At 31.2% G+C, this 17,611-nt stretch carries 18 protein-coding genes; all 18 read left to right on the plus strand.

Annotated features, from left to right (window positions below; translation table 11 throughout):
- Window positions 1–7: 7 nt before the first annotated feature.
- The 18 genes from rfbC (at window position 8) to neuB (ending at window position 17,597) form a co-directional block, all read left to right on the plus strand.
- Window positions 8–556, plus strand: a complete 549-nt coding sequence (gene rfbC / locus FLV_RS03660) for a dTDP-4-dehydrorhamnose 3,5-epimerase (protein ID WP_243230817.1) — start codon at window positions 8–10, stop codon at window positions 554–556.
- Entirely contained in the window at window positions 556–1,404 is an 849-nt protein-coding gene (gene rfbD, locus FLV_RS03665; RefSeq protein ID WP_243230819.1) for a dTDP-4-dehydrorhamnose reductase, read from the plus strand. The genes rfbC and rfbD overlap by 1 nt, the downstream gene beginning before the upstream one ends.
- Window positions 1,405–1,461: 57 nt before the next feature.
- On the plus strand, window positions 1,462–2,346 hold the full coding sequence (gene rfbA / locus FLV_RS03670; protein ID WP_243230821.1) for a glucose-1-phosphate thymidylyltransferase RfbA: 885 nt from the start codon (window positions 1,462–1,464) through the stop codon (window positions 2,344–2,346).
- Window positions 2,347–2,427: 81 nt separating this feature from the next.
- Window positions 2,428–4,395 carry a polysaccharide biosynthesis protein gene (locus FLV_RS03675; protein ID WP_243230823.1) on the plus strand — a complete coding sequence of 656 codons (1,968 nt, stop codon included), beginning with the start codon at window positions 2,428–2,430 and terminating at the stop codon, window positions 4,393–4,395.
- A 99-nt stretch (window positions 4,396–4,494) separates the two neighbouring features.
- Window positions 4,495–5,358 (plus strand): ABC transporter permease, encoded by an 864-nt coding sequence (locus tag FLV_RS03680; RefSeq protein WP_243230825.1) that lies wholly within the window; start codon window positions 4,495–4,497, stop codon window positions 5,356–5,358.
- A gap of 72 nt (window positions 5,359–5,430) precedes the next feature.
- Complete coding sequence (locus FLV_RS03685; protein ID WP_243230831.1) at window positions 5,431–6,717, plus strand: polysaccharide ABC transporter ATP-binding protein; 1,287 nt, start codon at window positions 5,431–5,433, stop codon at window positions 6,715–6,717.
- Window positions 6,693–7,397, plus strand: a complete 705-nt coding sequence (locus FLV_RS03690; protein WP_243230832.1) for an FkbM family methyltransferase — start codon at window positions 6,693–6,695, stop codon at window positions 7,395–7,397. The genes FLV_RS03685 and FLV_RS03690 overlap by 25 nt, the downstream gene beginning before the upstream one ends.
- Window positions 7,390–8,355 (plus strand): glycosyltransferase family 2 protein, encoded by a 966-nt coding sequence (locus tag FLV_RS03695; RefSeq protein WP_243230833.1) that lies wholly within the window; start codon window positions 7,390–7,392, stop codon window positions 8,353–8,355. The genes FLV_RS03690 and FLV_RS03695 overlap by 8 nt, the downstream gene beginning before the upstream one ends.
- Window positions 8,352–8,780 (plus strand): hypothetical protein, encoded by a 429-nt coding sequence (locus tag FLV_RS03700; protein ID WP_243230834.1) that lies wholly within the window; start codon window positions 8,352–8,354, stop codon window positions 8,778–8,780. The genes FLV_RS03695 and FLV_RS03700 overlap by 4 nt, the downstream gene beginning before the upstream one ends.
- Before the next feature lies 1 nt (window position 8,781).
- Window positions 8,782–9,531: a class I SAM-dependent DNA methyltransferase gene (locus FLV_RS03705; RefSeq protein ID WP_243230836.1), complete on the plus strand. Its 750-nt coding sequence runs from the start codon at window positions 8,782–8,784 to the stop codon at window positions 9,529–9,531.
- A complete protein-coding gene (locus FLV_RS03710) occupies window positions 9,532–10,626 on the plus strand; it encodes a DegT/DnrJ/EryC1/StrS family aminotransferase (protein ID WP_243230838.1) in 1,095 nt (364 codons plus the stop codon).
- A gap of 7 nt (window positions 10,627–10,633) precedes the next feature.
- The gene (locus tag FLV_RS03715; protein ID WP_243230840.1) at window positions 10,634–11,902 is read left to right on the plus strand and encodes a hypothetical protein; all 1,269 of its coding nucleotides are present in this window, start codon (window positions 10,634–10,636) and stop codon (window positions 11,900–11,902) included.
- Window positions 11,903–11,990: 88 nt separating this feature from the next.
- On the plus strand, window positions 11,991–12,884 hold the full coding sequence (locus tag FLV_RS03720; protein ID WP_243230841.1) for a glycosyltransferase family 2 protein: 894 nt from the start codon (window positions 11,991–11,993) through the stop codon (window positions 12,882–12,884).
- On the plus strand, window positions 12,885–13,622 hold the full coding sequence (locus FLV_RS03725; RefSeq protein WP_243230844.1) for a glycosyltransferase family 2 protein: 738 nt from the start codon (window positions 12,885–12,887) through the stop codon (window positions 13,620–13,622).
- A gap of 55 nt (window positions 13,623–13,677) precedes the next feature.
- Complete coding sequence (locus tag FLV_RS03730; RefSeq protein ID WP_243230846.1) at window positions 13,678–14,763, plus strand: glycosyltransferase family 2 protein; 1,086 nt, start codon at window positions 13,678–13,680, stop codon at window positions 14,761–14,763.
- Window positions 14,764–14,777: 14 nt separating this feature from the next.
- Complete coding sequence (locus tag FLV_RS03735; protein WP_243230848.1) at window positions 14,778–15,872, plus strand: glycosyltransferase family 4 protein; 1,095 nt, start codon at window positions 14,778–14,780, stop codon at window positions 15,870–15,872.
- Window positions 15,873–16,541, plus strand: coding sequence for a cytidylyltransferase domain-containing protein (locus tag FLV_RS03740; RefSeq protein WP_243230849.1), 669 nt, complete (start codon window positions 15,873–15,875; stop codon window positions 16,539–16,541).
- A 15-nt stretch (window positions 16,542–16,556) separates the two neighbouring features.
- On the plus strand, window positions 16,557–17,597 hold the full coding sequence (gene neuB, locus FLV_RS03745) for an N-acetylneuraminate synthase (RefSeq protein WP_243230850.1): 1,041 nt from the start codon (window positions 16,557–16,559) through the stop codon (window positions 17,595–17,597).
- Window positions 17,598–17,611 lie beyond the last annotated feature (14 nt).

Here is a 17,611-nt window from a genome sequence, read left to right on the forward strand (position 1 = left end):
ACTTAATATGAAAATTGAAGAAACATTTATAAAAGATTTACTTATCGTTGAACCGACTGTTTTTGGCGATGAGAGAGGTTATTTTTTTGAGTCGTACAGTAAAACAAAATTTGAAGATTTAGAAATAGATATTGAATTCGTTCAGGATAATCAGTCTTTTTCTAAAAAAGGAACATTAAGAGGATTACACTATCAAAATCCTCCTTTTGCACAAACCAAACTGGTTCGCGTTTTAGAAGGAGAAATTATAGATGTTGCAGTAGATTTAAGAAAAGATTCGCCAACTTACGGAAAATCATTTAGTATTTTGCTTTCGGCAGAAAATAAAAAACAATTGCTGGTGCCACAAGGTTTTGCTCATGGTTTTTCGGTTATTAGCGAAACGGCTTCGGTAATGTATAAATGTGATCAGTTTTATAATAAAGCTTCAGAAGGCGGAATTAAATTTGATGATCCATCTTTAAATATTGATTGGGGAATGGATTTAAATGATGCAATTGTGTCTGAAAAAGATCAGATTTTGCCTTTTATTGAAAATTGTAACAGTTTGTTTTAATGAAGAAAATATTAGTAACAGGAGCTAACGGACAATTAGGGTCTGAACTTTCAGAACTTTCGTCTGATTATTCACAATATGAATGGTATTTTGCAGACAGAACTCAAATTACTTTAGATAATTTAGATTTACTAAAAACACAATTAAATAAAATACAGCCGGATATAATTTTAAATTGTGGCGCTTATACAGCTGTTGATAAGGCAGAATCAGAGAAAGATCTTGCGTTTACTATAAATCATTTGGCAGTAGGGTTGATTGCAAAACATGCAAAAGATAATGATGTAAAATTAATCCATATTTCTACAGATTATGTTTTTGACGGAACTTCATCAATTGCCTTAAATGAAGAAGCAAAAACAAATCCGATAAATATTTATGGTGCCAGTAAACTTGCTGGTGAAGTTGCTTGTTTAAAAGAAAATCCAGATTCGATTATTATCAGAACCTCTTGGGTTTATAGTAAATTTGGAAATAATTTTGTAAAAACAATGCAGCGATTGATGCAGGAAAGAGAATCAATTAATGTAGTGAATGATCAAACAGGATCTCCAACTTATGCAGCAGATTTAGCACAAGCTATGCTGTGTATTTTAGAAACTTCAAATTGGATACCCGGAATATATAATTATTCAAATGAAGGAGAAATAAGCTGGTATGAATTTGCGTTGAGCATAAAAGAACTTGGAGGATATAGTTGTAATATTGAAGGAATTCCTTCGGTATCTTATCCAACTCCGGCCAAACGTCCGAAATTTTCATTATTAGATAAGAAAAAAATAAAAACAATTTATAATTTAGATGTTCCAGATTATAAAGAAAGTTTAAAAAAATGTTTGTGTAAATGATTTAAGATTGAAGGAGAATATTTCATATCTCAATTATAAAATCTAAAAAATATATTTATGAAAGGAATTATATTAGCCGGAGGTTCAGGAACAAGATTGCATCCTTTGACTCTTGCTATGAGTAAGCAAATGATGCCTGTTTATGATAAGCCAATGATTTATTATCCATTATCGATATTGATGATGTCAGGAATAAATGAAATATTGATTATTTCGACACCTCATGATTTGCCAAATTTTAAAAAGTTATTAGGAGATGGTTCTAGTTTGGGATGCAGATTTAGTTATGCAGAACAAGCTGTCCCTAATGGTTTGGCTCAGGCTTTTGTAATAGGGGAGGAATTTATTGGCAATGATGATGTAGCTTTAATATTAGGGGATAACATATTTTTCGGTTCGAATATGCAGGAGCTTTTAAAGTCGAATACAAAACCCAATGGCGGTGTTGTGTTTGCTTATCACGTTTCAGACCCGGAACGTTATGGAGTCGTAGAATTTGATGAAAACCTGAATGCTATTTCTATTGAAGAAAAACCTTTAGAACCAAAATCAAGTTATGCAGTTCCCGGATTATATTTTTATGATAATTCAGTAGTAGAAATAGCTAAAAATATTCAGCCAAGTGCCCGGGGCGAGTATGAAATTACAGATGTAAATAAAGTTTATTTAGAAAAAGGGTTGTTAAAAGTAGGTATTTTAAGCAGAGGGACAGCCTGGCTGGATACAGGAACTTTTAATAGCTTAATGCAGGCAGGACAATTTGTACAGGTTTTAGAAGAAAGACAGGGATTAAAAGTGGGTTGTATAGAAGAAATTGCCTGGAGACAAGGTTTTATTTCGGATCAACAGCTTGAAGAACTTGCGCTGCCTCTTGTGAAATCTGGATATGGCGCTTATCTAATCGAATTTTTAAAACAAAAGAACAAAGGAGCCCGGTTTTAATTTTTAAAGAAATAATTTTTTAAATTGTTTAATTAGTACTTTTGTAAGTATGCAGAGTTTTCAATACTAAATACAACTAATTTGAATACAGATAAACCAACCAAAATGTCTGATTTGTTGCATAACAGTTTTTCACCAAGAAACCTTAAAGCAAATATTAACAATCTTAGTTATTTGCCAAGGTGGATTATCGTTGCCATTGATATAATGGTTCTTATCTTTTCGTTTACCTTTACTTATATGTTATTTGAAGGTACTGCTCTGGGGTATATTGTAACATCACATCAGTTTTATTTTGTATCAGGTCTTATACTTGTTAATATATTTTTCTTTTGGTTGTTTAGAACTTATTCAGGAATAATAAGACACTCATCTTATATTGATGCTATAAAGCTCCTGTTTTCTCAAATGTCAGTTTTGATTTCCTTTCTGATTTTCAATTTGGTGTTTGAATTATATTCAGGACATAAAGCATTTTTAAATACGGGACTTTTTATAAATGTAGTACTGTCTTTTTGTGGATTATTTTTATATAGAGTAGTTGTAAAACAAACTTTTGAAATTTATTTTTCAGAGAAGACAGATTCTAAATTAATAAGGACAGTTATTTATGGTACTGATGCTAACGCTATTTCAGTTGCCAATGCCTTAAAATTCGAAACTCCTTCAAGATTTAAGATTGTTGGTTTTGTAGATAAAAACAGCCAAAACGCTTCTAAACGTATGTTGGATTTACCTATATTGATTCAAAAGAAAAAATTACCGGCATTAATGCGATCTGTTGCTGCTGAAGGGGTAATTATCGCAGATAAGAGTTTGTCTAAAGACGAACAGTTAATTATTGTGGATCAATGTTTAGAATTTAATTATAGAGTATATACAGTACCGTTAATTTCTGACTGGGAAAACCAAAAGGAAATTTCTCAAAAAGTAAAGAATATCCAAATTGAGGATTTACTGGAAAGGAAACCAATTGTTTTGGACAGTAAATCTATATCGAAGCAATTAAAAGATAAAGTCATACTAATTACAGGTGCTGCAGGTTCTATTGGAAGTGAAATAGTAAGACAGGTTTTAGGATTTAATCCCAAAACAATAATAGTTTTAGACCATGCAGAAACACCTTTGCATAATTTATGTTTAGAAACACTGGCATTAGACTCTCAAACTAAAATACGAGCTGTTATTGCAGATGTTAAAAGCAAAAAAGCTTTAGAAAAAGTATTTGCGGATTTTAGGCCACAGGTAGTTTTTCATGCCGCAGCTTACAAACATGTTCCGTTAATGGAACAGAATCCTTCACAAGCAATCCTTACAAACGTTAAAGGGACAAAAAATTTAGCTGATTTGTCCTGTAAATATAATGTGAAAAAATTTGTAATGGTTTCTACTGATAAAGCAGTAAATCCTAGTAATGTTATGGGAGCCAGTAAACGTATTGCAGAGAAATATGTCCAATCTTTGTTTTTGAAAAATAAAAGAGAAAAGGACGAAGGTGTTACAAAATTTATAACAACTCGTTTTGGGAATGTTTTAGGCTCTAATGGTTCTGTTGTTCCATTATTTACAAAGCAAATTGCAGAGGGAGGTCCCGTTACCATAACCCATCAGGATATTATTCGTTACTTTATGACCATTCCGGAAGCTTGTCAGCTAGTTCTGGAGGCAGGAGCTATGGGGAATGGTGGCGAAATTTATATCTTTGACATGGGAAAACCGGTAAGGATTATTGATTTAGCTAAAAAAATGATAAAGTTAGCCGGATTTATTCCCGATAAAGAGATAAAAATAAAAATTGTTGGTCTTAGGCCAGGAGAAAAATTATATGAAGAATTACTAAACGATACTTCGAAAACGTTGCCTACTTATCATAATAAAATTATGATAGCTCAGGAAATTCAGGATGAATATGAAAACTTGCATGCTGAAATTGAAGAGCTCATAGCAATTGCGAATTTTTACAGTAACGATGATATAGTAAGTAAAATGAAAAAAATTGTTCCTGAATTTAAGAGTATGAATTCTACTTTTGAAGTTTTAGACAAATAAAAGTCAGATTTTAATTATATACAAAAAAGGTGTTTTATAAAACACCTTTTTACTTTTTAATCTTTTTCTGAACAGGTAAAAATCCTGTTAATTTAAAAAATGAATAATACTGATAATAAAGATTGGCTGTTTGAAATAACACCAAAAAATAATTTTTTTTCTTTAAATTTTAAAGAAATCTGGCAATACAGGGATTTGTTATTTCTGTTTGTAAAACGAGACGTCATTACAGTTTATAAACAAACCGTATTAGGTCCGCTTTGGTACTTAATTCAGCCTTTATTTACATCGGTTACCTTTACCATTATTTTTAATAATGTTGCAGGAATCAATACAGGCACAATACCTCCGTTTTTATTTAATTTGGCCGGAATTACAGTTTGGAATTATTTTACAGCATGTCTTAATGGAACTTCGGATACTTTTAAGGCCAATGCCAGTATTTTTGGCAAAGTTTACTTTCCCAGAATAATAACACCACTGTCAGTGGTAATTTCAAATCTGATAAAATTCGGAATTCAATTTTTGATTTTTATCGTATTTTATATTTTTTATTATTTTAAAGGATATAATCTGGTTTTGAATATTTATGTTTTATTTTTTCCGGTTTTGATCGCTGTTATGGGGATTTTAGGGTTAGGATTAGGAATGCTAATCTCGTCTATGGTAACTAAATACCGTGATTTTAGTTATTTAGTTACTTTCGGTATCCAATTATTAATGTATCTCTCCGCAGTAATGTATCCAATGGCATTGATTAAAGATAAATTGCCTAAATTTGGTTGGCTGGTTGAGTATAACCCGTTGGCATATATCATTGAGACTTCTCGTTATATGCTTTTAAATACCGGAGAAATTTCAGTTTTAGGATTAAGCTATACTTTATTAGTTACGATTGCTGTATTTTTTATTGGTCTTTTAATTTTTAATAAGACAGAGAAGAGTTTTATTGATACTGTATAAGATAATTGCAATATCAAAAAATAATTTCTATATATTCCAATTAACATTTTTTTATTGTAATCCAAGTTTAAATTGAAAGATATTATATTAAAAGCCGAAAATATTTCTAAACAATACCGTTTAGGGCAAGTCGGTACCGGAACTTTGAGCCATGACCTGAACCGTTGGTGGCATCAGATTCGGGGCAAGGAAAATCCATATTTAAAGATAGGAGATACCAATGACCGATCTACGAAAGGGAATTCAGATTATGTCTGGGCTTTACAGGATATAAATTTTGAAGTGGAGCGTGGAGAAGTATTGGGTATTATTGGTAAAAACGGAGCAGGAAAATCGACACTCTTAAAAATTTTATCCAAAGTTACAGCTCCAACAACAGGAACTATTAAATCAAGAGGACGTATAGCTTCTCTTTTAGAAGTTGGTACAGGATTCAACGGAGAAATGACCGGTCGGGAAAATATTTTCTTAAACGGGGCTATTTTGGGAATGACAAAAAAAGAAATCGCCTCAAAATTAGATGAGATTATAGAATTTTCAGGATGTGAACGTTATATTGATACACCCGTAAAAAGATACAGTTCAGGAATGACTGTTCGTCTCGCCTTTGCTGTAGCTGCTTTTTTAGAGCCTGAAATCTTGGTTATAGATGAGGTTTTGGCTGTGGGTGATGCTGAGTTTCAAAAAAAAGCTATTGGAAAGATGCAGGATATTTCTAAAGGTGAAGGGAGAACTGTTTTGTTTGTGAGTCATAATATGGCGGCGGTTAAGAGTTTGTGTACGAGGGGGATAGTTATGGAACATGGAAAGGTTGTTTTTGATGGAGGAATTGAAGGTGCTTTGAATTCGTATTTAATAAATTTTGATAGCTTTAATTCAAAAAAAATATTTGAAATAGAAGATAGAAGCGGAAATGGTAAAACTTTATTTTATGATTTTTTTATTGAAAATAAATATGGCAATCGAATTGATAAAATACTTACTGGGGATTCAATAAATTTGGTTTTTATATTAAAGGTTAATGAAGAATCTAAAAGAATTAACCTTGGGTTTTCTTTACATAATCAGTATGAAGATATATTAACTTATTTGTATAGTGATTTTCAGGATATATGTTTTACCGGAAATAGACAAGATTTATTAAGAGTTAGTTGTAAAATAAATGAATTTCCATTAAATGATGGTAATATCATTATAAAAGGTAGAATTGAAGTTGATGGAGTTGAATCAGATTGGCTAAGAGAACCCATAGCAATAATTGATATTGAAAATGGGGATTTTTATGGTACAGGGAGAGTAAGTGAATTAAATACTCCATTTTTAATAAAAGGTATATGGGAATTATCAAAAGAATTATAAAGAAATATTTCTACAATAAAAACAAAACAAATACTAGTGATTTTTCTTATAAAGCTTATTCTCAAGAAGGAGAAGATATTCTTTTGACAAGGATTTTTGAAGGCAAAAAGGATGGTTTTTATTTGGATATTGGAGCACATCATCCTAAACGATTTTCAAATACTTATCTGTTTTATAAAAAAGGTTGGAGAGGTATTAATATCGATCCAATGCCTGGAATAATGAAGGAGTTTGAGAAAATGCGTCCCAGAGATATTAATTTAGAAATTGGAATTTCAAAACAAGAACAAATTTTGACATATTATATTTTTAATGAACCTGCTCTTAATACTTTTAATTGTGAGGAAGCAAAACTAAAGGATGGTATTAATGAAGGTCAATTTTATATTATTGATAGGAAGGAAATCAGAACATATCCATTGGCTAAAATTTTAGAAGAACATATTGAAGGTTCTCAAGAGATTGATTTTTTTAGTATTGATGTTGAGGGGTTAGATTTAGATGTTTTAAAATCAAATAATTGGGTTAAATACAAGCCTAAATACATTTTGATAGAGGAATTAAGAACTTCGATTGATTGTATTATAAGGGAAAGCGAAATTTATTCATATTTGAGTCAATATAATTATTCGTTAATGTATAGGACATATAATACTTCAATATATAAAATAAATGACTAGCCATTCTCCAATAGTCCTTTTTACATATAATCGTCCATGGCATACTCAGCAAGTATTGAATTCCCTTGCCCAAAATCAAGAGGCTAAGGATAGCATTCTTTATGTTTACTGTGACGGTGCAAAAATAAATGCGGCTGATGAGGATTTGTTGAAAATAGAAGAAGTTAGAGACTTAGTTATTGTAGAAAACAGATTTAAGGAAGTAATAATTAAAATTCAACCAAAAAATAAAGGCTTAGCCAATTCGATTATTGAAGGGGTTACCGAAGTTGTAAATAATCATGGAAAGGTTATTGTTTTGGAGGATGATTTAATTGTATCGCCTTATTTTTTGGCATACATGAATGATTCATTAGATCGATATAAGAATAATTTGAAAGTTGGTCAAATTGGAGCATGCAATTTTTTTGGATGTGGAAAAAAATTTCCAGATTATTTTTTTGTCCCATTGCCGGATTGTTGGGGATGGGCAACTTGGAAAGACAGATGGCAAGATTTTAATCCAAATGTTGACGAATTGGTAAAACAATTGGAGAAGGATGTAGCTAAAAAGCATATTTTTAATGTTTACGGATCGTATAATTTTATGAATATGTTAAATTCGCAAAAACAAGGAAAAGTAGATTCGTGGGCGATACGCTGGCAGGCAGTTTGTGTTTTAAAAGGATGGTTAACACTTTATCCCAATCCTTCGATGACTAATCATATCGAGTCTATGGAGGCAACACATGCAAATATGAATATTACTCCTCCAATGATATTTTCAGCTCCTAATTTTTTCACGATTGAAGTCGAAGAAATTGATAAAGTAATTAAAGCATTTAAATTAGGATATTCTGGAAAAGGAGATTATTATGGTAAAGAAAAAAAAGAATTAGTAATCAAGAAAATAAAAAGAATAATAAAATTGTTTATACCACCGATTATTTTTGTTATTTGGAAAAAAATTATAAAATGATAGAAAATATTCAACATAATAATCTTTTACTCGCCATCATCATTCGATCGGAATACAAAAAAGAAGGAATTGAGTTTTTTACCAATGATAATGATTCGCAACAACTGGGCTATATGAACAGACCCGAAGGTTATGTCATTGCGCCACACCGTCATAATTTGGTACCTCGTGAAGTACATTTGACACAAGAGGTACTTCTTATAAAAAGCGGCAAAGTCCGGGTTGATTTTTATGACAATGAGCAAAATTATATACAAAGTGCAGTTTTAGAAAAAGGAGATGTAATCTTACTTTCTGATGGCGGTCATGGATTTCAGATGCTTGAGAAGTCGGAAATGATTGAGGTTAAACAAGGCCCCTATTGTGGAGATAGAGATAAAATTAGATTTACTCCGGTGGATGATAGCGAGTTGAAAATAAAATAAAATGGCAAATTTTCTGAATTACAGTAAGTATTACGATCTGCTTTATAAAGATAAAAACTATAAAGAGGAAACCAATTATATTACCCAGACTTTAAAAGAGTTGAACCCCTCTGTCAAAGACATATTAGAATTGGGTTCAGGAAGTGGTTCCCATGCTTATTTTTTATCCCAAAACGGATTTAGTATAACTGGCATTGAACGAAGCCAAAGTATGGTGCAGGAATCCTTGCAAAAAGAAATTCCTAATTTTGAACCTATTCAGGCTGATATAACAGATTTTGAATTGAATCAGCAATTTGATGCTGTGATTTCTATTTTTCATGTAATCAGTTATTTAACCAATAATGACTCTTTGATTGATTGTTTGCAACTGGTTCATAAACATTTAAAACCGAAAGGAATATTTTTGTTCGATTTTTGGTACACGCCCGCAGTATACAGTTTAAAACCTGAAACCAGAATTCGAAGACTGGAAGACGAATCTATTTCGGTTGTACGTATAGCAGAATCTACGATTCATACTCAAACTAATGTGGTCGATGTAAATTTTGAAGTTCATATTCAGGATAAGCAAACCTTGCAGACTCAGGTTTTAAAAGAATTACATCCAATGCGTCATTTTTCTATTCCTGAATTAGAATTATTGGCAAGATTGACTGGTTTTGAAATTGTTAAATCAGAAGAATTTTTAACAAAAAGTAAGCCTTCAGATACAACTTGGGGGGTTTGCTTAATTTTAAGAAAAAAATAAATGATACCAGTAAATACTCCTTTATTGTCCGGAAATGAATTGAAATATGTTTCGGAATGTATTGAAACAGGCTGGATTTCATCAGAAGGACCTTTTATTTCCCGATTTGAAACCCAATTTGCCCAATATGTAAATAGGAGGCACGGAATAGCTGTAGCCAATGGATCTGCGGCCTTAGATATTGCGGTAAAAGGGTTAGGCATAGGAACAGGTGATGAGGTTATAATGCCCTCTTTTACTATTATTTCTCCGGCACAATCTGTTGTAACAGCGGGAGCAACACCCGTTTTGGTTGATAGTGACCCGGTTACCTGGAACATGGATGTAAGCCAAATCGAAGCAAAAATTACTTCTAAAACTAAAGCAATACTTGTCGTGCACATTTACGGGTTACCAGTCGATATGGATCCCGTTTTGGCATTATGTGAGAAGTATAATTTAAAATTGATTGAAGATGCAGCCGAAATGCACGGACAAACCTATAAAGGTAAAATGTGTGGTAGTTTTGGAGATATCAGTATTTTTAGTTTTTACCCAAATAAGCATATCACAACAGGAGAAGGAGGAATGCTGGTTTGTAACGATGAAAATCTTGTTGAACAGTGCAAAAAACTCCGCAATTTAGCATTCGAACCTAAAGGGAGACGATTTATTCATCATGAACTTGGCTGGAATTACAGGATGACTAATCTGCAAGCTGCTTTAGGAGTAGCCCAATTGGAAAAAATAGAGTATCATATTCAAAGAAAAAGAGAAATAGGTACCTCTTACAGTCAAAAGCTAAAAAAACTGGCAGGCTTTCAACTTCCATTAGAGAAAACAGATTATGCTGAAAATATTTATTGGGTTTTTGGTTTGGTAGCCGATAGTGAAGAGCAGCAAGAAGCAATGGTAAAAAAACTGGCAGAGGCAAAAATAGGGACACGTCCTTTTTTTTGGTGTATGCACGAGCAACCGGTTTTTAAAAAAATGGGATTGTTCGAAAATGAAACTTATCCTGTTGCCGAAAAATTAGCCCGAAATGGATTTTATATCCCAAGTGGTTTAGGGTTAAGCGATGAAGATATTGATAAAGTAGTATCTGCAATAATCTAAAGAATTAATGTCAAAAAAAATTGGAATAATATTCTGGGATGGTTGGCTAGGTGTTGCACCTACACTAATATCGATAATTGAATATTTTGCTGAAAAAAATAATGAGGTTTTTGTTTATCTAAGGGATGATGATGAGTTCGATTTGTCAATTATAGAAACTTTCGATCAGGAAAAAGTTACGGTTTGTAGAATTCCTTCAAAAGGTAATTTTTTACAAAAGAAAATGATACACACTTTTGCAAGGATTCTGGTAAAAGTTAAAAATTGGCATTTGATTTCGGTAGAAAGATGTGATCAGATTTTATACAATTTAGAACAACTAAAATCATACCTTGATATAAGTAACTTTTCTAAACAAATACAAAAGAAACAAGAGAAATCTTTTGATTTGACATTTTGCGTTGATACTCTGGGGCTTTTTGTACATAAAAAAAGTAGAATGAAATCGGAGAAAATAATAAATCTGTCATTAGAGTTATTATATGATTTAAAGGGCAATAAAGAATGGCTAAATAAACTCATTAAGAAAAATGAAAGAGAATATTTAAAATCAAAAGTTCTTTTTACTCTTATTCAAGATACATTTAGATGGCAAGCTTATAAGAAAATTAATAATATTGAGCATGACCGTTTTTTATTATTGCCAAATTCTACCAGAAAAAGTTCAGTAAATGATAAAATACAAAAAAGTGATTTTTTCTATAAAAAATTTAATTTAGATTCTGAAACTACAATAGTTTTATCGGCAGGTATGATTTGCGATGAAGTATGCAGTTATGAAATTGCACAAGCAGCAGGAGATTATAATTTTAAAAGCAAGACAAAAATTATATTTCATAATAGAATAAAGAATGATAGAATTGGTCAGTCCTATCTGGAAAATGTTAGAGTTGCAGGAAAAGATAATCTCTGTTTATCATTAGATCCGGTAGCATTTTCAGAATTGCATAAGATTTTTAATTCAGCCCATATTGGTTTAGTTATCTATAAAACAGATAATATAGATGAGAATTTTAATTCAATTGGTGCTGCTTCGGGCAAATTATACCAATACATAAAATATGGTTTACCAATAATAGTTTCAAAATTAGAAGGTTTAGAGAAAATTGTTGAAGATCATAATATAGGCATAACTGTAAATAGTCCAATTGAAATCCCCATTGCAATAGAGAAAATTATCACAAATTATCAATATTACAGTAACAATGCACGGATGGCATTTGAAAAAAAACTAAATATAGATTTCTTTTTGGATGATATTTATAAAAAAATTTGAATTTACCCCTGGAGATTTTGAATTTTAAAACGTATTTTTTGTTCAAAATACCAAAAATTGATACGTATCATTAAAGGAATTAATTAAAATGAATTATCCCAAAATATCAATCGTAACACCAAATTTTAACGGAGGAGAATATTTAGAACAAACCATTCAATCGGTTTTATCTCAAAATTATCCTAATTTAGAATACATTGTTATTGATGGGGGCAGTACAGACAATTCAATTGCTATAATTAAAAAATATGAAAACCAATTGGCCTATTGGATAAGTGAACCGGATAACGGTCTTTATGAAGCAGTCCAAAAAGGCTTTGACAAATCTACCGGTGAAATTATGGCCTGGATCAATTCAGACGATTTGTATCATCCAAAAGCTTTTTTTACAGTAGCAGAAATATTTAACCTGAAAGGTGTAAACTGGCTGCAGGGAGTTCCGTCTACTTTAGATGAAATGGGAAGGACAATAGCTGTCAGTAAAGTCAAAAGATGGTCTAAGCTGAATTATTATTTAGGAAATTTTCATTGGATTCAACAGGAATCTGTTTTTTGGAGACGGTCTTTGTGGAATATCTCCGGAGCAAAATTGGATACTGAAATGAAATATGCAAGTGATCTGGAATTGTGGATTCGTTTTTTTAGACATGAAAAACTATTTGTTACAAATGCTTTACTGGCAGGTTTTAGAATGAGATCAAAAAACCAATTGTCTTTAGATTATAAAGAGGCATATTTTAAAGAGGCAAGCGATAAAATAAAAAATGAGGTTAATAATGTTTTATCAAATGAGGAAAGAAAAAAGGTTGAACGAATAAAAAAACAGGATGATATCATTCACAAATTGCATCTGAAACTCTTGCAGAGAATGTATGATAAACTTTTTTATTTGAAAATTAATAAAAAGAAAGAATCTGTGTTTGGTTATCCGCCTATGATAATTTTTGACAGAATAAAACAAGAATTTAAAATTACAGAATAAATGTTGAAACTATCAATTGTTACAATCAATTACAACGATAGCCAAGGGTTAAAAAAAACTGTAGAAAGTGTAATTAATCAAACTTACAGGGAATTTGAATACATTGTTATTGATGGAGGATCTACTGACGGCAGTGCTGAATATCTACAAAATCAGGATCAGAATTTAAATTATTGGATAAGTGAACCCGATAACGGTATCTATAATGCCATGAACAAGGGGATAGTAAAAGCGACAGGAGAATATTTATTGTTTTTGAATAGTGGAGATGTATTATTGAATGATGAAATACTAAAAAACATTGTTTTAAATTTAAATCAAAAAGCGGTGTATTATGCGCCGATATATTTGGATCAGGATAATGAAACTAAAAAAAAGGTTGAATATCCGCTACAAATAGATGAAAAGTTTGCATTTACAAATACAATATGCCAACAGGCGGTAATTTATCATAGCTCGGTTTTTAAGAATAATTTTTTTGATGAAAATTTAAAATATATTTCAGACTGGAAAATGCATTTTGTTTTATTTAAGGCAAAAATTAATTTTATTCATTTAAACGTTCCGTTTGCCATATATGATTTAAACGGATTGACCAGTAAGGGAGAAACAAAATATAATTCCCACAAAGAGAGATTAAAAGTACAGTTTTTAGAGTTTTTGTATCATTTTTTAAAATATTACGGAACAAATAAAAGGGTACTTTTTAAAGTATTAAAAATATTTCTGAGAGTTTAATTTTTAATTATAACAGGATTTTTATACCAGCTAAGTAAAGCTATAAATTTTTGAGATGATAACTATTTTATATGCATACCGAAACAGAGAGATTAGTCGTATCAAGCGATCTCTCGATTCATTGGCTTCTCAAAAAAAGCAGAATTTTAGGGTTGTTTTTGTCGATTACGGATCTGAGTTGTCTATTGCTCATGAGGTATTGAGTTTGACAAAAGAATATTTATTTATTCAATATTATTATTTAAATACTGCTCATCAGCCATGGAATAAAAGCAAAGCATTTAATTATGTTTTGAAAGCTCTTGATTCTGAATATTGTTTTACAGCTGATGTAGATATGATTTTTCATCCAGAATTCACATCAATTTTAGAAAAAGAATGCAATCCTGACAAAGCCACTTATTTTCAGGTAGGTTACATGTCAGATGATGAAAATAAGAAGGAGAGTGTCAATTATGATGACTATAATATTAAATTTTTAAGTACTAAAGAGGCTACAGGAATGACACTTTTTCCGGTTCAGTGGCTAAAAAAGATACAGGGATTTGATGAATTTTTTCATTTTTGGGGAGCTGAGGATACTGAAATTCATAATCGGATAAGAAAGACAGGATGTGAATTAGTATTTTATGATCAAAAAGTCCTGATGCTGCATCAATGGCATACAAATTACAGAAACAGGGAAACTTTACAATTAAATACAGAATTGCAATTATCCCGAATAGTAGAAATAAATCACTGTCATTTAAAATATAATTCTGAAAGTGAAATTGAGAATGTAAATTCAGAAATTTGGGGAGAAGTAATTTCAGAGTCGGACTTTAATGCATTGGAGGGGTTTGATAATGAGTTGGTTTTGAGTAATAAGACAGAAGTAATCGAACATTTTTTGTTTGTTGAGCTTCCACGATTTCAAAACAGCATTTTATCAGTTCGTTTTGTCGAAGATGATTTTCAAAATTCTTTAAAGTACAAATTCAAAAATAGAATAGGTAAAAAAGTGCCAAAATATTATAGTTTAAAAGAAATTAATGATAAACTGCTTTTACATATTATTTCATTTTATCATCAATTTCCTTATACCTATAAAGTCAGTAATGATCTAAAAAGTATAAGTTTTAAAATAAAAAAGACGCGTTAATTTTCAAAAACTAAATGGAAAAAGTAATCCTTATATCACAATTTCCGCTGCCCTATTCTAAAATAGGCAGTTGGACTACAATGTATTACAATTATTTAAAAAATAATCACCAAATAGATTGTGTAATTTGCCATAAGCCAGAGCGTCATTTTGATACTGTAAAATATCAACTTGTTTCTGAAAATATAGTTGATAAAATAAAAAGAAAGTTCTTTAAAAAAACATATACAGGATATTTAAAAGCACTTAGGCGGGTAGTCAAGCCGAATGAAAAATATATTATCCAGATTGTTGATAATTTTGGAATAATCAAGCCATTACAGAAATTTTTGATTAAAAATGGTTTGAGGGGAAATTGCCAAATTCAATTTTTTTATCATGGATTTCCACCTTTTTTAGAAAATTTTCATGGCAGATGGTTTTTTGAAAGTATAGACGAAATGATTTTACTTACGCACGACAGTTATAAGGTACATAAGGATTGTTATACGATTTTGCCCTGTAAATTTTCAATACTGCATAATGGAATTGATACTGAAAAGTTTCATAAAATTTCTTTGGAGGAAAAATTGCGTTTTAAAAACGAATTAGATTTAAAAGATAAAAAAGTATTTATTTGGTGTTCTAAAGATCTTCCAAAAAAAGGGTTAGACTTTATATTGGAAGTTTGGAAAAAGATTCATTTACAAAATAAAGATACAGCTTTGCTGGTTGTTGGAGCCACACGAAATATACAAATTGAAGGAGTTCATTTTTTGGGAAAAATTTCAAATAATGAATTGCCTAAATACTATCAAATGTCCGATTGTTATTTATTTCCCACACTCTGGCATGAAGGTTTTGGTATGAGTTTAATAGAAGCGATGCATTCAGGATGTTATTGTATTGCTTCGGCAATAGGAGGTGTTCCGGAAGTTTTGCAATATGGAAAGTTAGGAAGGTTAATAGAAAATTCGCATTTTCAGCAAGAATGGGAAGATGCTGTTTTAGAATTTCTTAATCAAAAAGAAATAAAAGAAACTGTAATTCCGGATAATTTATATTCAACTCAAAGCTGGAATTCAGGTATGAATAAAATTATTGAAAATGCAAAAGACAGATTGAAATAGATGAAAACCATAGCTATTATTCCGGCTCGTGGAGGCTCTAAAAGATTGCCTCAAAAAAATATAAAATTGCTTGGAGGAATTCCATTGATTGCTCATAGTATTTTATACGCTAAGGCAAATAGCGATATAATTAATGAAATTTACGTATCAACTGATGATGATGAAATAAAAAATGTAGCATCGCAATATGGAGCAAAAGTAATTGACAGACCAAAATCACTATCAGGAGATCTGGAACCTACAGTTTCTGCTTTGAAAAATGTATTGCAACAGATCGATGATACAATAGAAAATGTTATTCTTTTGCAACCTACAAATCCGTTAAGACCGCAAAGTTTGCTAAAAGAATCTTTCAATTATTATCAGGAAAAAAAGCATGATAGTTTATTTACTGTAAGCCAGAATCATCAAAAATTTGGCAAAATAGAGAATCAAAAATTCATTCCCTTTAATTATGAAATAGGTCAGCGCAGTCAGGATTTAGAGCCACTTTTTTATGAAAACGGATTGCTTTATATTAGTAAGGGTAAATTGATTTTAGAAGATAAAATAATTTCTGAAAATGCCTTCCCTTTTCTGGTAGATTCTATTTTTGCCAAAGTTGACATAGACACGCAGGAAGATTTTGATTACGCAGAATATTTTTTCAATAAACATATAAAAATATAAATCATAACATATTTTATGAACCCATTCATAGAAATTGCAGGAAGAAAAGTTGGAGTGGATTTCCCACCTTTAGTTATTGCCGAAATCGGAATTAATCATGAAGGTTCTTTACAAGTAGCCAAAGAAATGGTTGATGCAGCAAAACGAGCTGGCGTTGAGGTAGTCAAACATCAAACTCACATTGTAGAAGATGAAATGAGCGGAGCAGCAAAAAAAGTGATTCCGGGTAATGCTAATGTTTCTATCTACGAAATCATGGAACGCTGTTCTTTGAATGAAGCGGATGAATTTGAACTTAAAAATTATGTAGAAAGTAAAGGAATGATTTTTATTTCTACGCCATTTTCGCGTGCCGCTGCAGACCGTTTGAAAGAATTTGATATACCTGCTTATAAAATTGGTTCTGGTGAATGCAATAATTATCCACTATTAGAACATATAGCTTCTTTTGGGAAGCCTGTTATTTTAAGTACAGGAATGAATACGATTGAAAGTATTAAAAAAGCGGTTGCTATTTTTGATGGACATAATATTCCTGTTGCTTTATTGCATACAACAAATTTATATCCAACACCAATTCATTTGGTTCGTTTTGGTGCCATGATAGAGATGCATGAAGCTTTTCGGGATAAAGTGTTTGGATTGTCTGATCACACTTTGAATAATAATGCCTGTTTAGGAGCAGTAGCTCTTGGTGCAAGTATTTTGGAACGACATTTTACAGACCACATGCAGCGTTCAGGTCCGGATATTGTATGTAGTATGGATGAAAAAGCCTGTCAGGAATTAATTGTTTCAAGTGCAGAAATAGCTCTGATGCGCGGCGGAACCAAAAGACCGGCTTTGGAAGAACAAGTTACAATTGATTTTGCTTTTGCAACAGTTTGTGCTATAAAGCCAATTAAAAAAGGAGAAAAATTATCTAAAGAAAATATCTGGGTAAAACGACCGGGAACAGGTAAAATTCTGGCCGAGCATTTTAATGATTTGATAGATAAAATTGCAGTGAGAGATATTAGTAATGATGAGCAATTAGATTTTTCTGATTTTAAATAATACTTAATAAAAAT

The organism is Flavobacterium pectinovorum, assembly GCF_022802975.1.
In the GTDB taxonomy this organism is placed as follows: domain Bacteria; phylum Bacteroidota; class Bacteroidia; order Flavobacteriales; family Flavobacteriaceae; genus Flavobacterium; species Flavobacterium pectinovorum_B.

What these genes read in the sequence shown, in the direction of transcription:
- FLV_RS03705 (WP_243230836.1), top strand. Translation starts at nt 8,782, where the DNA reads ATGGCAAATTTTCTGAATTACAGTAAGTATTACGATCTGCTTTATAAA.
- FLV_RS03690 (WP_243230832.1), top strand. Translation starts at nt 6,693, where the DNA reads ATGGGAATTATCAAAAGAATTATAAAGAAATATTTCTACAATAAAAAC.
- FLV_RS03680 (WP_243230825.1), top strand. Translation starts at nt 4,495, where the DNA reads ATGAATAATACTGATAATAAAGATTGGCTGTTTGAAATAACACCAAAA.
- FLV_RS03740 (WP_243230849.1), top strand. Translation starts at nt 15,873, where the DNA reads ATGAAAACCATAGCTATTATTCCGGCTCGTGGAGGCTCTAAAAGATTG.
- rfbA (WP_243230821.1), top strand. Translation starts at nt 1,462, where the DNA reads ATGAAAGGAATTATATTAGCCGGAGGTTCAGGAACAAGATTGCATCCT.
- FLV_RS03725 (WP_243230844.1), top strand. Translation starts at nt 12,885, where the DNA reads ATGTTGAAACTATCAATTGTTACAATCAATTACAACGATAGCCAAGGG.
- FLV_RS03700 (WP_243230834.1), top strand. Translation starts at nt 8,352, where the DNA reads ATGATAGAAAATATTCAACATAATAATCTTTTACTCGCCATCATCATT.
- FLV_RS03730 (WP_243230846.1), top strand. Translation starts at nt 13,678, where the DNA reads ATGATAACTATTTTATATGCATACCGAAACAGAGAGATTAGTCGTATC.
- FLV_RS03735 (WP_243230848.1), top strand. Translation starts at nt 14,778, where the DNA reads ATGGAAAAAGTAATCCTTATATCACAATTTCCGCTGCCCTATTCTAAA.
- FLV_RS03695 (WP_243230833.1), top strand. Translation starts at nt 7,390, where the DNA reads ATGACTAGCCATTCTCCAATAGTCCTTTTTACATATAATCGTCCATGG.
- rfbC (WP_243230817.1), top strand. Translation starts at nt 8, where the DNA reads ATGAAAATTGAAGAAACATTTATAAAAGATTTACTTATCGTTGAACCG.
- neuB (WP_243230850.1), top strand. Translation starts at nt 16,557, where the DNA reads ATGAACCCATTCATAGAAATTGCAGGAAGAAAAGTTGGAGTGGATTTC.
- rfbD (WP_243230819.1), top strand. Translation starts at nt 556, where the DNA reads ATGAAGAAAATATTAGTAACAGGAGCTAACGGACAATTAGGGTCTGAA.
- FLV_RS03720 (WP_243230841.1), top strand. Translation starts at nt 11,991, where the DNA reads ATGAATTATCCCAAAATATCAATCGTAACACCAAATTTTAACGGAGGA.
- FLV_RS03715 (WP_243230840.1), top strand. Translation starts at nt 10,634, where the DNA reads ATGTCAAAAAAAATTGGAATAATATTCTGGGATGGTTGGCTAGGTGTT.
- FLV_RS03710 (WP_243230838.1), top strand. Translation starts at nt 9,532, where the DNA reads ATGATACCAGTAAATACTCCTTTATTGTCCGGAAATGAATTGAAATAT.